Origin of the sequence: Nocardia sp. NPDC058176 (assembly GCF_042883805.1) — a bacterium.
GTDB lineage: Bacteria > Actinomycetota > Actinomycetes > Mycobacteriales > Mycobacteriaceae > Nocardia.
Genome location: NZ_JBHVVA010000004.1, coordinates 191533 through 215246 on the forward strand (window position 1 = coordinate 191533; position 23714 = coordinate 215246).

The 23714-nt window shown below is 68.5% G+C and carries 16 protein-coding genes; 8 read left to right on the forward strand and 8 right to left on the reverse strand.

Annotation, left to right across the window (positions count from 1 at the left end; genetic code table 11):
• The first annotated feature begins 68 nt into the window (after nucleotides 1-68).
• The 6 genes from pks13 to ACFVVM_RS22250 all read left to right on the forward strand — a co-directional run bounded on the left by pks13 (nucleotide 69) and on the right by ACFVVM_RS22250 (nucleotide 9410).
• Nucleotides 69-5354, forward strand: coding sequence for a polyketide synthase Pks13 (gene pks13, locus ACFVVM_RS22225; RefSeq protein WP_387621344.1), 5286 nt, complete (start codon nucleotides 69-71; stop codon nucleotides 5352-5354).
• Nucleotides 5355-6899, forward strand: coding sequence for an acyl-CoA carboxylase subunit beta (locus tag ACFVVM_RS22230; protein ID WP_387621347.1), 1545 nt, complete (start codon nucleotides 5355-5357; stop codon nucleotides 6897-6899).
• 142 nt (nucleotides 6900-7041) lie between these two features.
• Nucleotides 7042-7368, forward strand: coding sequence for a type VII secretion target (locus tag ACFVVM_RS22235; RefSeq protein ID WP_387621349.1), 327 nt, complete (start codon nucleotides 7042-7044; stop codon nucleotides 7366-7368).
• A 9-nt stretch (nucleotides 7369-7377) separates the two neighbouring features.
• Nucleotides 7378-8130 carry a WXG100 family type VII secretion target gene (locus ACFVVM_RS22240; protein WP_387621352.1) on the forward strand — a complete coding sequence of 251 codons (753 nt, stop codon included), beginning with the start codon at nucleotides 7378-7380 and terminating at the stop codon, nucleotides 8128-8130.
• A gap of 1 nt (nucleotide 8131) precedes the next feature.
• Nucleotides 8132-8632 carry a hypothetical protein gene (locus ACFVVM_RS22245; protein WP_387621355.1) on the forward strand — a complete coding sequence of 167 codons (501 nt, stop codon included), beginning with the start codon at nucleotides 8132-8134 and terminating at the stop codon, nucleotides 8630-8632.
• 16 nt (nucleotides 8633-8648) lie between these two features.
• A complete protein-coding gene (locus tag ACFVVM_RS22250) occupies nucleotides 8649-9410 on the forward strand; it encodes a hypothetical protein (protein ID WP_387621357.1) in 762 nt (253 codons plus the stop codon).
• Nucleotides 9411-9473: 63 nt separating this feature from the next.
• On the opposite strand, the gene ACFVVM_RS22255 is transcribed toward ACFVVM_RS22250, so the two are convergent.
• On the reverse strand, nucleotides 9474-9971 hold the full coding sequence (locus ACFVVM_RS22255) for a peptidylprolyl isomerase (protein WP_387621360.1): 498 nt from the start codon (nucleotides 9969-9971) through the stop codon (nucleotides 9474-9476).
• Nucleotides 9972-10187: 216 nt separating this feature from the next.
• Nucleotides 10188-10835, reverse strand: a complete 648-nt coding sequence (locus ACFVVM_RS22260) for a hypothetical protein (RefSeq protein WP_387621363.1) — start codon at nucleotides 10833-10835, stop codon at nucleotides 10188-10190.
• A 464-nt stretch (nucleotides 10836-11299) separates the two neighbouring features.
• Here ACFVVM_RS22260 and ACFVVM_RS22265 point away from each other — a divergent pair, with 464 nt between their 5' ends.
• On the forward strand, nucleotides 11300-14629 hold the full coding sequence (locus tag ACFVVM_RS22265; protein WP_387621366.1) for an arabinosyltransferase domain-containing protein: 3330 nt from the start codon (nucleotides 11300-11302) through the stop codon (nucleotides 14627-14629).
• Between the two features lie 75 nt (nucleotides 14630-14704).
• On the opposite strand, the gene ACFVVM_RS22270 is transcribed toward ACFVVM_RS22265, so the two are convergent.
• The 5 genes from ACFVVM_RS22270 to ACFVVM_RS22290 all read right to left on the reverse strand — a co-directional run bounded on the left by ACFVVM_RS22270 (nucleotide 14705) and on the right by ACFVVM_RS22290 (nucleotide 20752).
• The gene (locus ACFVVM_RS22270) at nucleotides 14705-14866 is read right to left on the reverse strand and encodes a hypothetical protein (protein ID WP_156910224.1); all 162 of its coding nucleotides are present in this window, start codon (nucleotides 14864-14866) and stop codon (nucleotides 14705-14707) included.
• Nucleotides 14867-15018: 152 nt separating this feature from the next.
• A complete protein-coding gene (locus ACFVVM_RS22275; protein ID WP_387621369.1) occupies nucleotides 15019-18360 on the reverse strand; it encodes an arabinosyltransferase domain-containing protein in 3342 nt (1113 codons plus the stop codon).
• Nucleotides 18361-18417: 57 nt separating this feature from the next.
• Nucleotides 18418-18930, reverse strand: coding sequence for a hypothetical protein (locus tag ACFVVM_RS22280; protein WP_387621371.1), 513 nt, complete (start codon nucleotides 18928-18930; stop codon nucleotides 18418-18420).
• 192 nt (nucleotides 18931-19122) lie between these two features.
• Nucleotides 19123-19659 carry a hypothetical protein gene (locus ACFVVM_RS22285; RefSeq protein WP_387621374.1) on the reverse strand — a complete coding sequence of 179 codons (537 nt, stop codon included), beginning with the start codon at nucleotides 19657-19659 and terminating at the stop codon, nucleotides 19123-19125.
• A gap of 133 nt (nucleotides 19660-19792) precedes the next feature.
• On the reverse strand, nucleotides 19793-20752 hold the full coding sequence (locus ACFVVM_RS22290; protein ID WP_387621377.1) for a helix-turn-helix transcriptional regulator: 960 nt from the start codon (nucleotides 20750-20752) through the stop codon (nucleotides 19793-19795).
• 114 nt (nucleotides 20753-20866) lie between these two features.
• Between ACFVVM_RS22290 and ACFVVM_RS22295 the strand changes: the two genes are divergently transcribed.
• On the forward strand, nucleotides 20867-21487 hold the full coding sequence (locus tag ACFVVM_RS22295) for a TIGR03086 family metal-binding protein (RefSeq protein ID WP_387621380.1): 621 nt from the start codon (nucleotides 20867-20869) through the stop codon (nucleotides 21485-21487).
• A gap of 46 nt (nucleotides 21488-21533) precedes the next feature.
• Here the strand turns inward: ACFVVM_RS22295 and ACFVVM_RS22300 are convergent, their stop codons facing one another.
• On the reverse strand, nucleotides 21534-23648 hold the full coding sequence (locus ACFVVM_RS22300) for a galactan 5-O-arabinofuranosyltransferase (protein WP_387621383.1): 2115 nt from the start codon (nucleotides 23646-23648) through the stop codon (nucleotides 21534-21536).
• Between the last annotated feature and the right edge of the window lie 66 nt (nucleotides 23649-23714).

Consider the following 23714-nt stretch of genomic DNA (forward strand, 5'->3'; position numbering starts at 1 on the left):
GCATGACACGCATGCCGGGCGTCATTCCACGGCGCGCCCCGTACGCAGACAGGTAGCTTGAGGAACTGATGGCAAACAACGAGGGCTCCCAGAACCGCGCCGACGACCAGGGGACCGACACCCCTGCAGCCGCGGCCGTCCCGACCCCCGAGGCGACGGCCGCCCCGGCCGGTGAGCTCTCGGTCGCCGAGGTGCGCGAATGGCTGCGCAAGTGGGTCGCCGAGGCGACCGGGCAGTCGATCGAGGCGATCACGGTGGATCGGCCGATGGAGGAATTCGGGCTCGCCTCGCGCGACGCCCTCGCCCTCGGCGGGGACATCGAGGACTACGCCGGGGTCACCCTCGCTCCCACGGTGATCTACCAGCATCCGACGATCGGCTCGCTGGCCGAGATCATCGTCAACGGTGAGCCGGAGCTGCCCGCGGAGGACTCCGAGGACTACACCGCCGCGTACACGCCGTCGGAGGCGCACGACATCGCCGTCGTCGGTCTGTCGATGAGGCTGCCGGGTGCGGGGACGACGCCGGAGTCGACCTGGGATTTCATCATCGGTCGCGGGGACGCGATCCGTGAGCTGCCCGAGGGACGCTGGGACGAGTTCCGTGCCGATCCGTCGGTCGAGCAGGCCATCGAGGCGGGCAACACCCTCGGCGGTTACCTGGACCAGGACGTGGTCAAGGGCTTCGACGCCGAGTTCTTCGCCATGTCGCCGGTCGAGGTGGAGCGGGTCGATCCGCAGCAGCGGCTGATGATGGAGCTCACCTGGGAGGCGCTCGAGCACGCGCGCATTCCGGCCAGTGATCTCAAGGGCGGGCAGGTCGGCGTGTTCGTCGGCTCGTCGACCAGCGATTTCCAGCTGATCGCCTCCCTCGGTCTCGGCGATCGCGATCCGAGCCTGCCGGTGTCGGCCGAGGGGTACGCCCTGCTGGGCGCGTCGACCGGTGTCATCGCCAACCGCGTCTCCTACTTCTTCGACTTCCGTGGCCCGTCGGTCACCGTCGACACCGCCTGCTCGTCGACCATCGTCGCCGTGCACCAGGCCGTGCGCGCGCTGCGCCAGGGCGAGGCCGATGTGGCGCTGGCCGGTGGCGTGAACATGATCCTGGCCCCCGTCATCACCCTCGGCTTCGACCAGAACGGCGCGGTCGCCAAGGACGGGCACATCAAGGCGTTCTCCTCCGATGCCGACGGCATGGTCCGTTCCGAGGGCGCCGGTCTGGTCGTCCTCAAGCGACTGGCCGACGCCGAGCGCGACGGCGACAACATCCTGGGCGTGATCAAGGGTTCCGCGGTGAACTCCGACGGCCGCTCCAACGGCCTGTTCGCCCCCAACCCGGAGGCCCAGGCCGACGTCCTGCGCGCCGCCTACCGTGACGCGGGCATCGCCCCGTCGACCGTCGACTACATCGAGGCGCACGGCACCGGCACCCCCATCGGCGATCCGATCGAAGCCGAGGCGCTGGCCCGCGTCGTCGGCCGCGGCCGTGATGCCGACAAGCCCGCGCTGCTCGGCTCGGTGAAGACCAACTTCGGTCACCTCGAATCCGCGGCGGGCGTGCCTTCCCTCGCCAAGGTGCTGATGTCGTTCCAGCACAACGTGATTCCGCCGAACATCGGCTTCGCGGGCCCGAGCCCGTACATCCCGTTCGAGCAGGCCAACCTCTCGGTCGTCGACGAGCCCACCGAGTACCCGCGCTACAGCGGCGTGGCGACCGTCGGCATCTCCGGCTTCGGTTTCGGTGGCACCAACGCGCACGTGGTGCTGCAGGAATACGTGCCGAGCGTCGTGCCCGAGCTGGTTCCCGAGGTCACCGCCGAGCAGCTGGCCGAGGCCGAGGTCCTCGACGACGAGGAGACCACCGACGTCGTCGCCGAGGCCACCGCGATCACCGAGATCGCCGCCGAGCCCGTCCTCGAGTGGGACGGCGAACGCGCCGAGCCGCTGCCGGTGATCCTGCCGGTCTCCGCCTACCTGCCCTCGCGCCGCAAGCGCGCCGCCACCGAGCTGGCCGACTGGCTCGAGGGTCCCGGCAAGGACGTGCCGCTGACCGAGGTCGCCCGCGCGCTGGCCAAGCGCAGCCACCAGCGTTCGCGCGGTGTGGTGCTGGCCAAGACGCACGAGGAGGCCGTCGCCGGTCTGCGCGCCATCGCCGAGGGCAAGCCCGGTGCGGGCGTGTTCACCGCCGATTCCCCGGCCGCCGCCGCGCCGGTGTGGGTGATGTGTGGCTTCGGCGCGCAGCACCGCAAGATGTCCAAGCAGCTCTACAACGAGAACTCGATCTTCCGCAAGACCGTCGACCAGGTCGACGAGCTGGTGCAGGACGAGGCGGGCTACTCGATCCGCGAGATGTTCCTCGACGACGAGCAGGACTACGACGTCGGCACCTGCCAGGTCGGCATCTTCACCACCCAGCTCGGCCTGGCCGCGCTGCTGCGCGCGCACGGCGCCGAACCCGCTGCGGTGGTCGGTCATTCGATGGGTGAGGTCGCGGGCGCCTACATCGCCGGTGGCCTGAGCCTCGAGGACGCGGTGCGCGTGATCTGCGCCCGTTCGCGCCTGATGGGCGAGGGCGAGCAGATGATCACCGAGGACGACGTGCGCAACATGGCACTCGTCGAACTCAGCGCCCACGACGTGGCCGAGCTGCTGCCGCGCTTCCCCGACGTGGAGTGCGCGGTGTACGCCGCGCCGACCAACACCGTCATCGGCGGGCCGCGCGAGCAGGTCGAGCAGATCGTTGCCGAGGTGGAGGGCATGGGCAAGTTCGCCCGCATCCTGCCCACCCGCGGCGCCGGGCACACCTCACAGATGGACCCGCTGCTGGGCGAACTGGCCGCCGAACTGGCAGGCATCGAGCCCACCTCGCTGAAGGTCGGCCTGTACTCGACCGTCCACGAGGGCCTGCTGTTCAAGCCCGGCTCCGACCCCATCCACGACGAGCCCTACTGGGTGAAGAACATGCGCCACGCGGTGTACTTCACCAACGCGATCAAGGCCGCCGTCGATTCCGGGCACACCACCTTCCTGGAGCTGGCGCCCAATTCCGTTGCGCTGATGCAGGTCCTCGGCACCACCTTCGCCGCGGGCGTGCACGACGCGCAGCTCATCCCCACGCTCAAGCGCAAGGAGGACGAGTCCGCCGGTGTGATCGGCGCGCTCGCCCAGCTCTACGTGCACGGCCACGCCGTGAACCTGAGTTCGCTGCTGCCCGAAGGCGATTACGCCGACGTGCCGCGGACCGCGTTCGTGCGCAAGCAGTACTGGCCGAAGGCCAAGATCTCCTCGGGTGGCAACTCCCGCGTGCCCGGCGCGCACGTCGCCCTGCCCGACGGCCGCCACGCCTGGGAGGTCCAGGCCTCCTCGGTCACCGATCTGGCCGCGCTGGTGAAAGCCGCTGCCGCCCAGGTGCTCTCCGATGTCGCCGTCACGGTTTCGCACCCGCACGGCGCGCTGCCCACCACCGGCACGCTGACCACCACTCTCACCCCGCACCTCGGTGGTGCCTCGGTGCAGGTGCACGCCAAGTCGCCCGTCGGCTTCGCGCTGCTGTTCGACGCGGTCGTCACCTCCGGTGCCGCCCTGCCCGAACCGGTTGCCGCCGTTGCCGTTCCGGCCACCGACACCGCCGCCACACCGACCGCCGCCGAGCTCGCCGTCGCCACCAGCGACCGCTGGAACCCCGACAGCGGCGAGACCGTCGAGCAGCGGCTGTGCATCATCGTCGCCGAATCCATGGGCTACGCCGTCGAGGACCTCCCGATGGAGATCCCGCTGATGGAACTCGGCCTCGACTCGCTGATGGCGATGCGCATCAAGAACCGCGTCGAATACGAATTCGACATCCCGCAGCTGCAGGTCTCCGCCGTGCGCGACGCCAGCCTCAACGAGGTCGCCAAGGTGCTGCGCTACGCCATCGAGCACCGCGACGAGGTCGCGGCCATGGCGGAGAAGCAGGCTGCGGCCAAGGCGGCCGGTGAAGATGTCGAGCTGGGTGTCGACGCCAACTTCGTCGAGGCCGCGCGGGCCGCGATCGCCGCGGGTGATGATCCGCTGGCTGCCGCGAAGAAGGCGGGTGCCGAGCTGCCGTCGGATGCTGCTGAGCAGGCGTCGGATACCGCTGCCGCCGAATCGGTTTCGGATGCTGCTTCAACGGCCTCGACCGAGGCGAGCAGCACAGAGACCCCCGCTGCCGCGACCGTGCCGGTCGTGAACGGTACAGCCGCGCAGGCGATCCCCGATGTGGACTACTCGGCCCCGGCGGGCGACGAGGACAATGTTCCGCCACGTGACGCGGCCGAGCGCCTCACCTACGCGTCGTGGGCTGTCGTCACCGGTACGTCTCCGGGTGGCATCTTCAACACGCTCCCGATCCTGGAAGAGGAGGTCGCCGAGAAGCTGGCGGCCCGCCTCACCGAGCGGGTGGGTGCGGAGGTCACCGTCGACGATGTGCTCGATGGCGAGACGATCGAGCAGCTCGCCGATGTGGTCCGGCAGCTGCAGGACAGCGGTGCCGATGTCGACGGTTTCATCCGTCCGCTGCGTACGCGGACCGAAGGCTCCGACGCCACACCGGTTTTCGTGTTCCATCCGGCCGGCGGAAACACCCTCGTCTACGAGCCGCTGCTGCGGCGCCTGCCCGCCGACACCCCGATGTACGGCATCGAGCGGGTCGACGGCTCCATCGAGGAACGCGCCCGCCAGTACCTGCCCGAGCTGCGCAAGATCCAGGGTGACGGCCCGTACGTGTTGTACGGCTGGTCGCTGGGCGCGGTGCTGGCGATGCAGGTGGGTCAGCTGCTCCGCGAGGAAGGCGCCGACGTGCGTTACGTCGGACTGATCGACCTCGCGATGACGGTCGAGGACGAGGACAACAGCCCCGAGGAGCGCGTGCGCCGCCTCGAGCGTTACCAGGCCTTCGCGAAGAAGACCTACAACGTTCCCGCCGAACTGGACCGCGGCCAGATCGAGGAGCTTGCCGCTGCCACCGATGCCGAGCAGTTCTCGATGATCAGCGACTTGATCAAGCTGTCCGGCGCGAAGATCCCCGGCGGTGTGCTCGAGCATCAGCGCACCTCGTGGATCGAGAATCGCGCACTGGCGCAGGTGCAACCGCGCAAGTACGACGGCGATGTGGTCCTCTACCTCGCCGACCGCTACCACGACGGTGCCATCGAACTCGAGCCCCGCTTCGCCGACCGCAAGCCCAACGGCGGCTGGGATGAATACGTCTCCAACCTCGAAGTCGTCCACATCCCGGGCGACCACCTGCAGATCGTCGATGAGCCGCGTATCGGCCAGATCGGTGCCGACCTCGCCGCCAAGCTCACGAGGATCTCCGCCGAAGGGAGCTAAGTGAGCACCACCGCCGAGAAACTCGCGGATCTTCACCACCGGCTCGACCTTTCCAAAGAACCCACGGGTGCAAAGGGCATAGAGAAGCGGGCGCGTAAGGGGATCCCGAGTGCTCGGGCCCGGATCGACATGCTGATGGATCCGGGCACCTTCGTCGAGATCGGCGCGCTGGTCCGCAAGCCCGGTGATCCGACTGCGCTCTACGGCGACGGGGTCGTGGTCGGGCACGGTCTGGTCGACGGCAGGCCGGTGGCGGTGTTCTCGCACGATCAGACCGTTTACGGCGGTTCGGTCGGCGAGGCCTTCGGGCGCAAGCTGTGCGGGATCATGCAGTACGCGTCGAAGGTCGGGGTGCCGCTGGTCGGGATCAACGATTCCGGTGGTGCGCGCGTGCAGGAGGCGGTGAGCTCACTGGCCTGGTACGCGAACATGGCGCTGGCCGTCGAGCCGCTGTCGGGCATGGTTCCGCTGGTCTCGATGATTCTCGGCAACTGCGCGGGTGGCGCGGTGTATCAGCCGATCAACACCGATGTCGTGGTCGCCACCGAGTCGGCGCACATGTTCGTCACCGGCCCGAAGGTGATCAAAGAGGTCACCGGCGAGGACGTGAGCCTCGAGGAACTCGGCGGCGCGCGCACCCAGGCGCAGTACGGCAACATCCACCATGTCGCCAAGGACGAGGACGCCGCCTTCCAGTGGGTGCGCGAGTACCTGAGCTACATGCCGACCAGCTGCCAGGAACTCCCGCCGCTGGTGAATCCCGGGATGGAACCCGAGATCACCGATTCCGACCGCGAGCTCGACGGCATCATCCCCGACGCCGACAACGCCGGCTACGACATGCACGACGTGCTGCTGCGCATCTTCGACGACGGTGAGTTCAAGGAGATCAGCGCCGAGTCCGGCACCAACATCATCACCGGTTTCGCCCGTGTCGACGGTCGTTCGGTCGGCGTCGTCGCCAATCAGCCGATGGTGTCGGCCGGGGCCCTCGATGCCCGTGCCTCCGACAAGGGCTCACATTTCGTGCGCCTGTGCGACGCCTTCGAGATCCCGCTGATCTTCGTCGTCGACACCCCCGGCTTCCTGCCCGGCGTGGAACAGGAGAAGATCGGCGTCATCAAGCGCGGCGGCCGCTTCCTGTTCTCCTTCGTCGAGGCCTCGGTCCCCAAGATCACCCTGGTGGTCCGCAAGTCCTACGGCGGCGGATACGCCGTGATGGGCTCCAAACAACTCGGCGCCGACATCAACCTCGCCTGGCCCACCGCCCGCATCGCCGTCATGGGCGCCGAAAGCGCGGTCAGCCTCATCGGCGCCGCCCAGATCGCCGCCGCCCCCGAAGACCAGCGCGCCGCCGTCCGCCAGCAACTCATCGACTTCTACAACGCCACCATGGCCACCCCCTGGATCGCCGCCGAACGCGGCTACATCGACGCCGTCATCGAACCCTCCACCACCCGCCTCGAAATCCGCCGAGCCCTGAAGTTGTTGCAGGACAAGAAACTCCACCGCAACCCCCGCAAACACCACGTCTTCCCGCTGTAGCCGTCGCTGGTGACATGCGTCACACAGCGGATCCAGGCGGGTGGCGAGCGCGTCCAAGAGAGTATGGATAGCCGCCTGTTGGGGGCGACCGGCACGGTGTGACCAGGGCGGCGGCCCGTCGAGCGAATGTGGGACCTGAATAGTGCGAAAAATCTCCTCCTATGATTTCACTGTTGATCCGGATGACATCGATCTGGCGGCGCGGGGGCTGTGGAAAATTGCCGAAGACAATTCCCGTGCGGTCGCCTATTCGACGGAGTGGCTCGACGTGCAGGGCAGCGGCGGTGAGATTCTCACCCCGGTGCTGGAACAGCTGCAGGGTGCCTGTGATGTCGTGAAGGCGAATTACGAACGCCTGGGGCGGGTCACCGATGCGTCGTCCACCGAGCTGACGAACGCCGCGAAAATGTACCGCAAGACCGACAGTGCCTCGGCCGAAGCGCTCGACCGCACGTACGTTTCCGAGTGAGGCCGGCAAATGTCGAGTAAATTGAGCACCTATGATCCCAGCGCCTACCCGATCGACAAGCTGACCGCTCCCACCAGCTCGGATCCCGTCCCGGACTTCGTCGAGCTCATCATCGCCGGAAACGGTGTGAGCCTGACGTACTATGCGAATTTGATCATCAAGGGCGTGACCGGAACCGATCTGCTCGGGACCATCACCAACAAACTCTCCGGCGACTGGGGTGCGTTGCAGCAGTCCGCGGGAGCGATTCGGAATCTCACCGAATACAATACCGCTTTCCACAATTCGATCGATACCTCGATGAGTAATGTCGAGGATTCGTGGAAGGGTAACGCGGCCGACAGCGCACGCGAATTCTTTTCCGGATTGACCGCGGCTCTGGACAGTCAGATCGACCCGATGAACGAGGTCGCCGACGCGCTCGACGAATTCGCCCTCGCCTCGTACGGCATGGCGAACGGTATCGCCGGCGTGGTGCAGTATCTCGGTGATCTCGTCATCCAGCTGGTCGTCACGTGGGCGGCGCAGGCGGCCGCGGCGAGCAGTGTGGTCGGTGCACCGGCCGTGGCCGCCCTGAAGGCCGTCGAGGCGGCGATCCTCGCCTTCATGGCGCTCAAGGTGGTGCAGGTCATCAGCATGATCGGCAACATCGTCAACGGCGCGGAAGCGATGATGGGCTACCTGGTCGCCGGTGGATCGGCGATTCAGGCCGCCGAGGTGCCCGAGCTGGCGTCCACCTCCTACGACCATCCCGGAGTGTGACATGAAGCGCGACAACGAGCCGATGCTCGATCTCGCCGGTGGCGACACCGGAATGTCGAGGCATCTCGCGAAAGCTCTGAAAATCCTGGCCGACAGCGATATCGACAAGGGCCTGCAGAAGCAGTTCCGCGACATCGCCGAAGGCAAGACGAGCATGCGCGAGCTGGCCCAGAGCGAGGCGTTCCTGCGACTGTCCGACGCGGTTGTCCCGAAGGCGCTCGCCGATGTCGCGAACACGCCCGCCGACGAGCGGCAGCGGTGGGCCGCGGCTGGTGAGGCGATTCTGGAGCGGTACCGCAACGAGGTGCCGGATGAGCCGGCCGAGGCGCCCGCGAGCGAGCCGTCCCCGGGCGGACCCGCGCCCGCCGCTCACATCGCCGAGGAGCCCAAGGTCGTCCCCGGTACGCGCAAGCCCAATCGCGATCGGGTCGTCACGCCCGATGAGCCCGACGACGACGATCTCTACTACCAGGACCGGCGCAACAAGGGCTGGCTGCAATGAGCGACAGCGTGACTCCGTGACGAAGCAGGTCGTTGTTCCGCGCTACTACCACCGGCCCAACCGTGAGATCGCCATTCAGGTGCATCCGCCGAGTTCCTACACGGCTGAACCGAATCTGTATCCGCGGCCGTGGACGAGTCCGGGGGACGCGGCCATTCGGTTGCGCCGGTGCCGACAGCCGCTGCCGCATACCGGGCAGCACTGGCAGAAGCGAGGGTACGAGCTCCACGCGGCACCGCTGGAACTGGAGATCGATCACCCGCTGCCGGAGCTGTGCAGCAGGCATGGCGAGCCCGCCGTTGGTCGGCGTCCGGTCGAGGCGATCTTCTATGAGACGCGGGCCCATCCCCGGTTCCATCTGCCCCATCCCGGCGAACGGCGGGAGGATTTCAGCAGAGCGGACTGGAATCGGGCCGCGCCGGTGTCGACGATCCTCGTCGGTGAGTGGCCGGTCTGTGCGCAGTGCATGCATTCCGCGACTCGATATCGCAGGGTCGTCCGAGCGCTGTGGACGGCGCTGGCGATCATCGCGGTGCCGACCATCCTGATCGCGGTGCTCGGTGGCCGCGGATATCAATGGCCGACCGAACTCTCACTGTTGTTCTGCCCGGCGGTGTTCATCGTGCCGATCCTGGTCCGCTTGTTCGTGGGCCAACAGGAAGAACCGGTGAAGTTCCGGCCCATCTACGACGAACGATTCGTCTTCGTCGAAGCCGAGCCACGATTCCGCGCCGCGGTCGCGCAGTCCTGGCATCGCCGCCCGCCCTGGCCGGGCTGATGGTGAAACAACCGCGGGCCGCTACCCCGGAGGGTGGCGGCCCGCTGCGCTGACGTCGAGAGATTATGCGACGGTGGCGGATTCGATGATGACGTCGTCGACGGGGACGTCCTGGTGGGGGCCCGCGCTGCCGGTGGAGACGGCGGCGATCTTGTCGACGACCTCGGTGCCGTCGGCGACCTTGCCGAACACCGCGTAGCCCCAGCCCTGGCCCTGGGGGGCCGAGTGGTTGAGGAAGGCGTTGTCGGAGACGTTGATGAAGAACTGGGCGGTGGCCGAGTGCGGGTCGTTGGTGCGGGCCATCGCGACGGTGTACTTGTCGTTCTTGAGGCCGTTGGTTGCCTCGTTCTGGATCGGCGCCTGGGTCGGCTTCTGCTTCAGGCCGGGCTCGAACCCGCCGCCCTGAACCATGAAACCGGGGATGACGCGGTGGAACACGGTGCCGTTGTAATGGCCCGCGTTCACGTAGTTCACGAAGTTGGCGACCGTGTTCGGCGCGGCCTGGTCGTCCAACTCGAGCACGATCGGTCCGTAGTTGGTTTCGAGATTCACCTTGGTCATGGAGTCGAGTCTAGGGAGGGGAGGGGTTCGGAAGGGACCGGGGTCCGGCGGGCGCGTCGCATCGGGGGATTCGCGCCGGGTACCCGTGGGCGGCAACCGGCGCGAATATTGCCTACGATGTGGGGTGGAACCCGCGTGCGAGTGCGAGACGCACGCGGGTTCCTTTTATGGCCCCGTCATCTCATGCGGCCATTTCCGAATTCCCTCCCGGAATTGTCAGGGACCGACCGTGATCGGTACCGACGGGGTGGTGGTGTTGGCGACCCGATAGGTGCCGGTCACCGATCCGGTGGTGGCACTGGTCGGGCAGCCGAAGCCGCCGGTCACCGTGATGGGCGCCGGGGAATTGGTGGCCTGGACCGTCGAGGGGGTGCCGTTGGTCCAGGTGCCCGCCAGCGCGGCCGGCGCGCTGGGCGCGACGACCACCTTGCACGAGGCGAGCCCGCTGGTCTGGATGACCATGCCGCCGGTCGGGACATTGATCGTCCCGGCGATCGGCGACCCGTTCTGGCCCGTGATCGACCAGCTGCCACTGGTGGTCACCGTCGCGCTCACGCCCCACATGCTGGTGGAACAGCCGGTGAAGGTGGGTGCGCTGATCGGCACGGTGACCGGTCCGCTCGGGTTGGTGTTGCCCGGTGCGGCGGGTACGGCACCGGTCGCGGTGGAGGTGTTGCAGGTGATGGTGACACCACCCGCGACGGCCTTGACCGCGCCCTGGTTGGTGGCGGTCACGGCCGCGCCCGCGGGGCTGACGGTGGTCGAGGCCTGGGCCGCGGCGGGTCCGATGCCGAACGACGCCGCGGCCACCGCACAGCCCGCGGTGGCCAGTGCGGTGCGAGCGAAGAAACTGCTGTTGTACATGCGTACTCCTTGGGGAAAACGACAACTTCGGATGTGAAGATGTCGTGTTTCAAGAATACGAACAGGAATTTTCTGCAGCGGAGTATTCACGCCTACCATTTCATTCGGGAACCATCGCGTTTCGGCCGCCGCGATCGCGATCCGCATTTAAAATGCACGACCGTTACCGGGCGTAACGGTTACTCCGCTTTTTATCTATATGCATGCTGCACACTGGTATCGTCGGAAAAACTCCTGTGCCGCGCGCGCCCGCTCCTCGACCGCACCGGGCGGAACTCGATCGATAGCTGATTCGCATGATGCCGAAACCTCCGGCCATGCGCCGTTCGCTCCTCGCGCCCAGGGTCCAAGCGCGTCACACGCTTAATGAAACGCTTAAACTTCACATGATCGCGCAGGGGCCGGTTCGACAGCATGGCGTGCGGCCCCTCACAACGACGTGGGTGCGGATACCATGTCGAACCGTGCCAGACGCCGCAGCTGTTCTCACCAAGCCACCCGCAGAACCGGTGGCTTCCGCGAAGGACTTTCGGATCGCGCGATGGATCGCGATAGTCGCCGGAATCCTCGGCGCCGTGTTCGCGGTGGCCACGCCGTTCCTTCCGGTCAGCCAGACCACCGCGGAACTGAGCTGGCCGCAGAACGGCACTCTCGGCAACGTCGACGCGCCACTGATGTCCCAGGTGCCGATCGATCTGAACGCGACGATCCCGTGCGCCGCGGTCGCGCAACTGCCCGAGCAGGGTGGCATGCTGCTGGCGACCGCGCCGCCGCAGGGTGATCGCGCGGCGCTGGAGGCGCTGTTCGTCCGCGTCTCCGACACCTCGGTCGACGTGGTCGACCGCAACGCGGTGGTCGCCTCGGCGGAGCGCTCGGCGATGGACCAGTGCTCGGCGATCGTGATCAGCTCCGACCATGACCGCACGACCGCCGAGTTCCAGGGCCTGACCAGGGAGATCGAGCGTCCGATCGAGGGTCGGCCGGGCGCGGTCGAGACCGTGCGGGTCCCGGTGGCGGGCGAGCTGGCCGGCGATCTGCGCCCGCAGGTCGTCGGCGTGTTCACCGATCTGCGCGGTGAGGTGCCCGACGGCCTGTCGCTGACCTCGACGATCGACACCCGATTCACCTCGAGCCCCTCGGTGATCAAGCTGATCGCGATCATCGCGGCCGTGCTGTGCACGCTGCTGGCGCTCGGCGCGCTGGCCCAGCTCGACGGCAGTGACGGGCGCGGGCACCGCCGGTTCCTGCCCAAGAACTGGCTGCGCCCCACCTGGGCCGACGGCGCGGTGATCGGCACCCTGCTGACCTGGCATTTCGTCGGCGCGAACACCTCCGACGACGGCTACATCCTGTCGATGGTGCGGGTGGCCCCCGAAGCGGGCTACATGGCCAACTACTTCCGCTGGTACGGCGTGCCGGAGGCACCGTTCGGCTGGTACTACCACGTCATCCAGGTGTTCGCCGAGATCTCCACGGCCAGCGCGTGGGTGCGCCTGCCCGCGCTGTTCTGCGCGATCCTGTGCTGGATGGTGATCAGCCGCGAGGTGGTGCCGCGTCTGGGCAACGCCGTCAAGCGCAGTCAGGTGGCGCTGTGGACCGGCGGCCTGGTGTTCCTCGCCTTCTGGCTGCCGTTCGACAACGGCCTGCGCTCGGAGCCGATCGTCGCCCTGGGCGCGCTGCTGACCTGGGTCTCGATCGAACGCGCCATCGCCACCGGCCGGCTGCTGCCCGCGGGCATCGCGGTGCTGATCGCGGCATTCACCCTGGCCGCGGCGCCCACCGGCCTGATGTGTGTGGCCGCGCTGCTGGCAGGTATCCGCCCGCTGGTGCGGATCGTGGTGCGGCGGCATCGCGAGTTCGGCACCGTGGCGCTGCTCGCGCCGATCGCCTCGGCGGGTCTGCTGGTGCTCGTGGTGGTCTTCGGTGACCAGACCTTCGCCGGCATCCAGGAGGCCAACCGGGTTCGTCAGGCCACCGGCCCGAACCTGGCCTGGTACGAGGACTACCTGCGCTACTACTACATGTTCGTCGAGACCGTCGACGGCTCGCTGGCCCGCCGCTTCGCCTTCCTGGTGATGCTGCTGTGCCTGTTCACCACGCTGCTGGTGCTGCTGCGCCGCCGCCAGGTGCCCGGGATCGCCTCGGGTCCGACCTGGCGGTTGATGGGCGTGGTCTTCGGAACGCTGTTCTTCATGATGTTCAACCCGACGAAGTGGACCCACCACTTCGGCGCCTACGCGGGCATCGCCGGTGCGCTGGCGGCGGTGACGGCGGTGGCCGTCTCGCAGAGCGCGCTGCGCTCACGCAAGAACCGCGCGATCTTCCTGGCCGGATTGATGTTCGTGCTCGCCCTGTCGTTCTCCGGCATCAACGGCTACTGGTACGTCTCGAGCTATGGCGTGCCGTGGTTCGACAAGGTCATCTCGGTGCGCGGCATCCACTCCAACACCGTGATGCTGATCCTGTTCGGCGTCGCGCTGGCCCTGGTCGGCTGGTACGCGCTGCGCGAGGACTACGTGAAACCGGTGCCGTCGGTGCGCACCGCGCGTGGCAGGCGTATCCGCAAGTTCGCCGCCATTCCGCTGACGGTCGTCGTCGGGCTGATGGTGGCGTTCGAGGTGGCGTCGATGGTCAAGGGCGCGACCCAGCAGTACCCCGCGTACTCGCTGGCCCGCTCCAATATCGAGGCGCTCGGCGGCAACGCGTGCGGCCTGGCCAACGAGGTGCTGGTCGAGCCCGAACCCAACAGCGGCAGGCTGGAACCGATCGTCGACCCGGCCCGGCCGTTCGACGACCCGAACGATCCGCTGGCCGGTCGCGGCTCGGCGGGCTTCACCCCCAACGGGGTGCCGAGCGACCTGTCCGCCGACGCGGTGGAGGTGAAGCCGGGCACCGGCAACACCAGCAACCAGTCGGTCGGCGCCGCCTTCGCCGAGGGCGAGAGCGCCGGTACCGGCGGCGGTGAGGGCGCGCGCGGCATCAACGGGTCGACCGCGGCCCTGCCGTTCGGCCTCGATCCGGCCCAGACGCCGGTGCTCGGCTCCTACCAGGAGGGCGTGCAGCAGCCCGCGCACCTGCAGTCGGCCTGGTACGGGCTGCCGGAGCGCTCCGATGACTCGCCGCTGGTCGTGATCAGCGCGGCGGGCCGCATCCACTCCAAGACCGACACCGGCGACGACACCTACGGCCAGCTGCTGCTGGTCGAGTACGGCACCCGCAACCCCGACGGCAGCGTCACCGCGCTCGGCAGCTACCTGCCCCGCGACATCGGCCCGTTCCCGTCGTGGCGCAACCTGCGCGTGCCGCTGGCCGATCTCCCGGCCGAGGCCGATGCCGTGCGCATCGTGGCCAACGACCCGATCCTGATCGGTGACCAGTGGCTGGCGTTCACCCCGCCGCGGGTGCCGAAGCTGCAATCACTCGACACCTTCATCGGCCGCGATCAGCCGGTGCTGCTGGACTGGGCCGTCGGCCTGCAGTTCCCGTGCCAGCGTCCGTTCGCGCACCGCAACGGTGTCGCCGAGGTGCCGAACTACCGCATCCTGCCGGACCGGCCGCTGGCGATCTCGTCCACCGACACCTGGCAGGCCCAGGAGTTCGGCGGCCCGCTCGGCTTCACCCAGATGCTGGCGAGCCGGGTCACCATCCCGACCTACCTGAAGGATGACTGGGCCCGCGACTGGGGTTCGCTGGAACGCTACGACCAGCACCTCGACGCCGTACCGGCCGAGCTCACCACCGGGACCGAGTCGCGCGGCGGCCTGTGGGGCCCGGGGCGCCTGCGGGTGTTCTGACCCGGGCCCGGACAGTAGAAGGGGCGGACCACCTGGGTGGTCCGCCCCTTTTCGGCCGTAATGGGGGTGCAGGAGTCACACGTTGAGCATGCGACGGGTGAGGTCGCGGCGTAATACCTCTTGCGAAGGCAGTCTTTCCAGCACCCGCATCACGGCCGGTCGTAGTTCCTGCTTCTCGTCGTCGCTGAGCAGCTCGACGAGATCTCGCAGATCCATGTCATCGAAGGCTCCTGTCATACCCACAAGGGTACGTGCTCAAACGTGCCGACGACATGTCTTTACGCTGTCATTTACAGGTGCTTCATCAAGTCGAAATGTCCACGGCCGCAGCATGTTTCAATCCGTGCACGCGCAACTGCCCGCTCACTGCCCTTGCGCTGCCGCAGTCCCTACTTCGCCCGTATCGCAGGCTCTTTCGCCCATCCTGTCTGATCGATCACACTCACCGAGATCTCCGCGGGCGGCGCGGACTCGTACGGGGTGAACCGCTCCAGCGAGCCCCAATCCCGGCCGAGATCACGATCGAGATAGGTGGGGACAGTCTCGGCCCTGAGCAGCAGACCTGTCCACCCGAGCGGGCCACCGCCGATGTCGTCCTGCCAGGCATTGGACGCGTCGGAGCCGACCCGGTCGGGCAGAATCCGCCACTGCGGCGCCTCGGCGACCCCGTCGTGGTGCTCGAACGGGCGCTGGCAGGGGAAGGCGAGGCCGACGTGCCAGTCCAGCAGCACCGGATCGGTGCGGCCGACGACCGAGTCCAGGGTGGCCAGCTTCGGCAGCCGCGGCGGGGTCACCGCCAGCCACTGCCGCTGGGTGATGTCGTTGTCGACGGCGACCAGGCGCACCGCGTCGACGCCTTCGGGCAGCTGATCGATCGGCACGCGCAGGTTGCGCCACGACGGCGCGGGCCCGATGTCCATCGGCTCGACCGAACCGGACACCTCGACACTGCCGTCGGCGGACCTTGTCCCGTATTCCAGCCGCAGCTCCTGGCCGTAGTGCACGATGCCGTCGGTGTCGACGTAGCGGATGCGGCCCGCCGCGGTGACCACCAGCGCCTGATAGGCCGGATCCTCGCGCACGGCATCGGAGAGGTCGACGCGGTACCACTGTGAGGTCAGCCCGGCCTGCTGCTGCACGCCGTCCTGGTAGGAACCGAGCACGGGCGTGCGGGCGGGGTCGAGGCCGAAGGGCAGCGAGACGGAGCTGCCGTTGATGCCCACTTCCTCGGTGGTGCCGCCACCGGTACCGGCGCCGGTGGTGTTGGTGGTCTTGTTGGCTGAGTCCGTGTCGACCGAATTGGCGCCGCCGACCACGGTTTCGTCGGCATCGGCGGTCAGATCGTCGGCCACGCCGTTCGGGGTGAAGCCGGTGGATTCGGCGTTCAGCCCGTCGGCCGGATCGCCGTCGTACGGGGTGAGCAGGGAATCGGCCGTATTCGTCTCCACGAGCACGGCATCGGCCAAGGCGCAGGTGTTGCCCCGCAGCGACTCGATGTTCGACTTCGCGATCGAGTAGGCGGGGTACTGGGTGATGGCGCCCTTGGCCATCGACGCCACCTCGAACAGCACCAGCAGCGCCGCCGCGATGGTCAGCGGCATGGTCGCGAACCGGTCGAAACGTGGTGCGCGGGCGGGCTTTCGATAGGGGTCGCGCAGATGGAAGTAGAGCGCGAGCAGCAGGGCCAGCACGCTGAGCCCGAGGAACAGCGTCGACACGCCCTTGCCCGCCACCAGCGGCGCCTTGTCCCAGAACGGCACGCCGTAGCTCGAGACGTACCACCAGCCGTTGGAGCCGGTGAAGGTCATCGCGAGCAGGAACAGCACCGCCGCGGCGAACAGCGCTCGATTGCGTGGCGCGCGAATACCGTTGACGCCCACCGCGACCGCCGCCAGCGCCGCCAGCGAGCCCGCCAGGCCCGCGTAGACGCCGAAGTGATGGGTCCACTTGGTCGGCGTCCACATCATCAGCAGCATCGCCGCGAACACGATGCCGAGGATGCGCACCGACGGACCGCGCGAGGTGCCCGGGATCCGGCCCTTGCGCAGGACCTGCAGGATGCACACGAGCAGGCACAGCACCATCACCAGCACGCCGAAGCGGCGCGCGAGCGAGCCGTCGGGCGAGAGCATGAACAGCGAGTCCCAGCGGGTGCGTTCGTCGAACCAGGCGACATTGGGGCCGACCAGGGTGCGGACGCGGGTGGCCTCCATGACGGTGGCGAGGGTCTGATCGGCGAAGACGACGATCAGGACCAGGGTGCCCGCGGCGAGGCCGGGGGCGAGCAGGGCGGCGTAGCGGAAGATCGTGGAGCCCAGGGAGCGTCGCTGTCCCGTCGGCTTGTCGGTGACCACGTCCTGTCCGGCATCATCGGCAACCGCGCGGTCGGCGGCGATCCGGCGCGGCAGCACACCTTGGGCCCGCTTGATGATGATCTGCATGACCGGCCGCGTCCCCGCGATCAGCGCCGCGATACAGATCAACCCGGTCGGCCCGGCAGCCAGCGAGAACGCGGCGATCAGAATCGCCAGCGCCGCGGGCAGCAGTCGTCCGGTGGCGATGGCGCGTTCGATGGCGCACCAGGTGAGCAGCGCGCCCGCCGCGATCAGCGGTTCCGGGCGAAGGCCGTTGTCATAGGGCAGCCAGAAGGCGAGGAACACCAGCCCGGCCGTCCACAGCGCCACCTTGTCCCGGCGCACGCGAGCACCCAGGCGCGGCAGCACTTCCCGGCTGATCACCGCCCAGCAGACGAGCCCGGCGAGGAGGGCGGGCAGCCGCATCCAGATGCTGGCGTCGGAGACCTTCGTCATCCAGGCCAGCAGTTCGTAGGACCAGCCGAACGGCGCTTCCGGCACGCCGAACCAGCGGTAGTAGTTGGCCATGTAGCCCGACGGCCCCGACGCGCGAGCCATGTTCAGGATGTAGCCGTCGTCGGAGGTGTTGGCGCCGATCACGTGCCACAGCAGCAGCGTGCCGACCACCACGCCGTCGGTCGGGGTGACCCGCCACCAGTGCCGCGGCAGGAACCGGCGGGCCCGGCGGCCGTCGGAGGTGTCGAGCAGGTGCAGCGCGATCAGCGCGATGACGGTGAACACCGCGGCCGCGATCATCGCCGCGAGCTTCCACGGCGTCGGCGTGGAGGTGAACCGGGAGTCGATGTCGGCGTGCAGCCGGGCGCCGGTGAGCGCGGCCTCGTCGAGATCGGTGAACACGCCGACGATCTGCGGCCGCTTGTCCACGGTGACGGTGTTGCGGAACGGCGTTCCGTCCTCGCGGGTGATGCCGACGAACTCGACCGTCGTCGCCTCGATGGTCGAGACGATGTCGATCCGCTCGCAGCCGGCGATCTCGGCGATCGGCGCCGACAGCATCGGCACATCGCGTGCCTGCACCGCGAGCACGCCGTCGCGCGCGGTCACGCTCAGCCCGCGCGCGGTCTGGCCCGACTCGACCGGAATCGTGGTGAGCAGCGTCGTCGTCTGGCCGTCCTCGGCGCCGGGCAGCCCGCTCAGCATCGTGCACGGCAGCTGCGCGTCGAGCTGTTGGGGCACATACGACACCAGCGGCGCCTCGACACTGGTCGCGCCGGCCTGCGGCCACTGCAGGCTCGCGCGGTCCTGCTGCACCGGCAACAGCGGCGCCGACAGGGCAAGCACGAACCCGAGCAGCCCAGAGATCAGGGCGATCAGGCGGTATCGGGAGAACGCTCGTTCAGATCGGTCCGGTCGCACGGGGGTTGATGGTAGCCATCGAACCTGTGCGCGCGTCGGCGCCGCGTCCCGAAAGTGCTATCCGGTCATTTTCGTCGACCAGTCGAGCTGGGTTCTGATCCAGTCGGGGATCTCGGCGGCCGGGCGGGGGAAGGCGTCGAACTCGGCGCGCAGGTCCTCGACGGAGACCTCGGGCATCCAGTCCGCGACGGTGCCGGTGGAGTAGGTGGCCTTGTAGCGGGTGGGGCCCGCGATGAAGATCTCTGCGCTGAGCCAGGCGCCGGTGTTCTGGTCGTAGGACATGCGCTTGTGGTCGGCGAGGTGCTCGAGAACCTCGGGCGGGGGCACCAGATTGGCGACGGTGCCGTCGCGCTGTTTGGTCTGCACGCCCGCCACGGTGTGTCCGCCGATCTGCAGCGACCACAGCAGGACGAAGCGCTGGCCGGGCGCGAGGATGGCGATCGTCGCGTCGATCACGGCCCGTTCGATCTCGGCGAGTGAGCCCAGTGGCTCGCGAGGTGCGGGTTCGGCGTCCTCGCGCGCCTGGCGTGGCATCAGGAGATCGATCCGCTCGGGTCGGCTGAGCGTCATAGCTATACCTCTGCATCCGTACCGATCAGCACTACCAAAACTGATTTCGGTCGGCCGAACTTTCCAACATTTCGCAGCGTACTCGCCCCGCGACACGGACTTCGCGGTTTGTTGACACTGGCGGGACATATTGTCGTCTATCGAGCCCCCGCACACCAATGGCTACCGCGTGTTCATTGACACAGCCCGGTCTCAGGCGGCCGAGGCGCGCAGTGCGAACCAGCCGTCACGCGGGTCGGCGAAGCCGTGATAGATCAGGGGAACGCGCTGGTCGATCGCGAAGTACCGGTAGACCGCCGCCATCGCCTGCCGGATCGAATGCGCCTGGAAATCGTCGATCCGGCGGGGGCCGATGCGACGTTCCGGCAGCAGTTCCAAACGGGTCAGCTCGGCCGGATCGTCGACGTCGAGTCCCCAGGGCGCCGGTTCCTCGATGAGGTGATCGTGCAGCACGGTCCGCGCGGTCGACGGATCGTGGCGCGGTCCGGCGAACGCGACGCGCTGGGCGCGGGCGAGGCCGCGGGTGCTCAGCGGGGTGCGCACGGCCTGGATCAGGTCGATCAATTCGGCGTCGGGTTCGGGTGCGTGCCCGGTGACCGGCGCCTGTTCGAGCAGATGCAGCATCTGTCCGCCGTGGACCAGCGGTTCGGGCACCACGAAGACGCTGATACTCGGGCAGATGCAGTTCATCCCGGTGAGGCACACCCTGGTGTGCAACGGATCGGACATACGTCCTCCTCCGGTAGCGGGTCGGAGTTCTTGCCATCCGCCGGGAGGCCGGCGGGCGACCGTGCCGCACCAGTCAGTGTAGTGCGGTCGAGCGGTGTGGGCAGGGCGGATCGGGAACGATCTGCGCCGGGTTTCAGGCGATCGATTCGCCGTAGCGACGGGCCAGCGTGCGCAGGTGCTCGACCAGTTCCGGCGGGCCGTCCACCCGGAAGTCCATCATCAGCATGCTCAGGTAGATCGCGATCGTCTCCATCGCGTCGGCGCCGGTGAGCAGCGCGCAGCTGTGCTCGTCGATCGGCTCGACCACCCCGACGGCTGGATTGATCCTGGCGATCACGGTCTCGGCGGACGCGAGCACGGTGACGCGCGCGTGCACCCGCCAGCCCGTGCTCGCGATGTGGCGCATGACGAAGGCGACCAGGTCGTCATCGGGTGGTCGGCGGGGTGCGAACACCCGGGGACTCGCGTCCGCCCCGGTGATACCGGCGGCCGGAATCGCCACCCACGCATGGGTTCTCATGCTGTAGGCGACGAGGTACCAGCGGCGCTGCCAGTTGATCAGGCGATACGGTTCCAGCTCGGCGGTGCCATCGGCGGTCTCGACGGTGACGGCGGTGGTGCGGCGCACCGCGTCGGCCAGGGTGGTGAGGATGCCCGCGGCGACCGGGGCGTCGGGTTCGCGCGAGCCGGTGGTGGCCGGGCCGATCTCGGTGGCGTCGCGCAGCGCGGAGACCTTGCGCTGCAAGCGTTTCGGGAGAATCTGTTCGATCTTGCGCAGGGCCCTGGTGAGCTGGTCGCCGATGTCGGAGACGGCGAGCGAGCCGTCGTGCGCCACGGCGATGGACAGGGCCACCGCGACGGCTTCCTCGTCGTCGAGCAGCAGTGGCGGCATGGTCGCGCCACGGCCGAGGCGGTAGCCGCCGATGGCGCCGCGTTCGGCGTGGACGGGATAGCCGAGCTCGCGCAGCCGTGAGATGTCGTTGCGCACAGTGCGTTCGGTGATCTCGAGCCGGTCGGCGAGCTCGCGTCCGGTGTAGCTGCGGTCCTGCAGCAGGGCGAGCAGGCGCAGGACGCGGGGAGTGGTCGCGGACAATTTTTCACCTCGTCTTTTCGCCTCATTGAGAAATTAGGAAAGAAACGAGCCTAATAGGTTTCTAGGCTGGAGTCATCACCGAAACCGGGAACACCCGAAACGAAAGGCTCCATCATGAACAGCACCGCAACCACCTGGCGCGACCTGCTCACCACCGCCTACCAGGCGCTCGCCGACGTCGTCGCCGGTGTCGCCGACGATCAGTGGGACCTGCCGACGCCCTGCGCGGACTGGACCGTCACCCAGGTCGTCCAGCACGCCGCGGGCGATCAGCTCGCCTACGCCGCCGCCCTCGGGATCGGCACCGGCCCCACCTACAACCCCTTCGACCCCTCCGGCACGATCGACGGTTCCCCCACCGCCCTGGTCGGCGAAGCCGTCGCCCAGACCACCGCCGCCTGGTCCACCGTCACCGACACCACCCCCACCGTCCCGACCCCCCTCCCGCACGGCGACCTCCTGACCCCCGTCGCCGCGGGCATGGCCGCCCTCGACGCCGCCGTCCACGCCTGGGACATCGCCATCGCCACCGGCCAGCCCTCCCCCCTCACCGACGACCTCTCCGCCCAGCTCCTCGCCGCCGCCCGCGCCATCCACCCGGCCCCCGGCAGCGGGATCGACGCCGAAATCGTCGAACCCCTCCGCCAGTGGGGCGCCTACGCCCCCATCGTCGAAGGCAACTCCACCGGCGCCACCGACGACCTCCTCCACTACCTCGGCCGCACCCCCGCCTGAACGACGTGCCGCGATCGGCCCTTCCCTCGGGGGAGGGGCCGCAGCGTCAGCGGCGGACGGTGATCAGGGTGAAGGGGCCGATGTCGGTGGTGGTGAAGGCGGGGTTCTCGAAGAGGGACTTCGGGAAGGTGACGGTGTAGCGCTTGACGTTGGGGTCGTTGGGGTAGACGTCTTCGGCGAGGCGCAGGGTGTAGTTGTCGCCGTCGCGGCGGAAGAGGAAGGCGTCGGGGGCGCGCCAGGCGGCGGCGGTCATGGCGTCGAGAAGGGCGGTGGGGGAGTCGAGTTCGCTCCAGGCGGCGATGGTGTCGGCGCGGCCCTTGAAGTCGGCGAGGGGGTTCGCGTAGTGCGAGGTGAGGGCCTGGAAGCCGAAGTAGGGGTAGTAGGCGAGGAAGCTGGTGTCGGCGGTGAGGACGACGGATTCGCGTCGCGCACGGCCTGTTTGGGCCAGTAGGGCTTCGTCGATCTCGTGGTAGTAGGCGACGGCGGAGGGCTTGCGCTGGTCGGCGCGTTCGCCGTAGGTGCCGTCGGCGTCGGGGACGTCGGTGGGCACGGTGTCGGTGTAGGCGGTGTCGATCTCGTGGGTGAGCACGGTGGGGATCGACTGCGCGAAGGCCAGCGCGCCGAGCACGGCAACCACCGCGGCGGTGGTGCGCAGCGGGGCGGGTTCGTTGAGTGCCTGGTAGACCGCGCGTCCACCCTCGACGAAGCCGAAGACACCCGCGGCGGCGAGCAGGGCGAGCAGCACCGGCTCCAACCGGAACGACAGCAGAGTGGTCCCGGCGGCGGTCGCGGTCATCGACAGCAGCGTCCACAGATAGATCGCCACGACCCCGATCCCCAGCGCCTGCGCCCGCCGCGACGACCCGGCCCGCACCACCAGCCACAGCACGCCGAGCAGGCACAGCCCGCCGCGCAACGAGAACTCCAGCATCGGGAACGCCAGTTGCGCACCGGATTCGGGCAGATAGTGGAACGCGCTACCGGAGGGGATCTTCGCGCCGGAGAGCATCTTCAGCAGATACGGCGTCCACACGACAAGCGCCAGCACCCCGGCGATCACGCCGATCGCCACCAGGCGGGTCAGCGGGGCGATCGCCGCTCGCCAGGGTGCGGTCGTCGAGCCAGCGCCGGTCGGCGCGACTACGGCGGAGGATGTCGCGTCCGCGGTATCAGGCAACGCGTCGCCGGACTCGGACCGTTGGTCCGCTACATCAGCCGAAGCCGCCGCGGTGGCATTCTCGCTGATCGCGGCGGTCCTCCGCGCCCTGACCGCTCGCGAACCCCGCCGGGCTGCCGTGCGCCGCGCGTGCACAGCCAGCCCTGCCGCGAGCACGCCCATCAACACCACGGTGAAGGCCGCGATCGCGAGATACAGCGTGTAGAAGCAGGCCGCGACGCCGAGGAACAATCCGGTGCCGAGCACCGCGCCCCACCCGCCGCGCCCCGACGGCCGGTGCAGCGCACCCCACGCCAGGATCAGCACCGGCGGGATGAACAGCACCAGCACCGCGCCATAGGCCTCGGGCGAGGCGTAGGCCAGCGTCATCGCCGTCACCGCGGCGGCGGCACCCACCGCGAGATCGGCGCGCACCAGCTGCGTCCACAGCACCAGTGCCACCACCGCGGCCACCGCGAGCAGCCCGATCGAGTACGGCTTGAACGCTTCCCAGCCGTCCATGCCGAGCACGTTCGCCACGCGCCCGCCGAGCCAGAACCACCCGGCCGGATAGAACGGCGGGGTGTCCACATAGTTCATGTCCCGCAGCGCGGCACTGTCGGTGAGCCTGGTCAGGTACTGGGTGCGGAACTCCTGATCCACCGAGATCCCGAACAGATACAGCTTCGTCGCGGCCAGCGGCATCCCGAGCGTGACCGTCACGAAACCCGAAATCCCCACCCAGGACGCCAGTTTCGCCACCACCGGCCACTTCCGCAGCCGAATCAACGCCACCGCGAGAACCAGCAGCGCCACCGCGACGAACTGACCGACGGTGGTCAACGCCCGAGTCACGTTGGAGGAGTTGAACGCAGGCCACTGCACCGCCGAGAACGCGTACAGCCCGACCGCAGTCACCACCAGCGCTACACCAGCAGCCGCGACCCCTTCTCCGATCCCGGTCCAGATCCTGCGCCCCGGCCGCACCTGTTCATCGGTAGTCATCGGCGCGCAATCCTCCGGCTGCTGTCGGCTCCACGGTCGCAGCCAGCCTAGTGGAGGCCGGGCGGA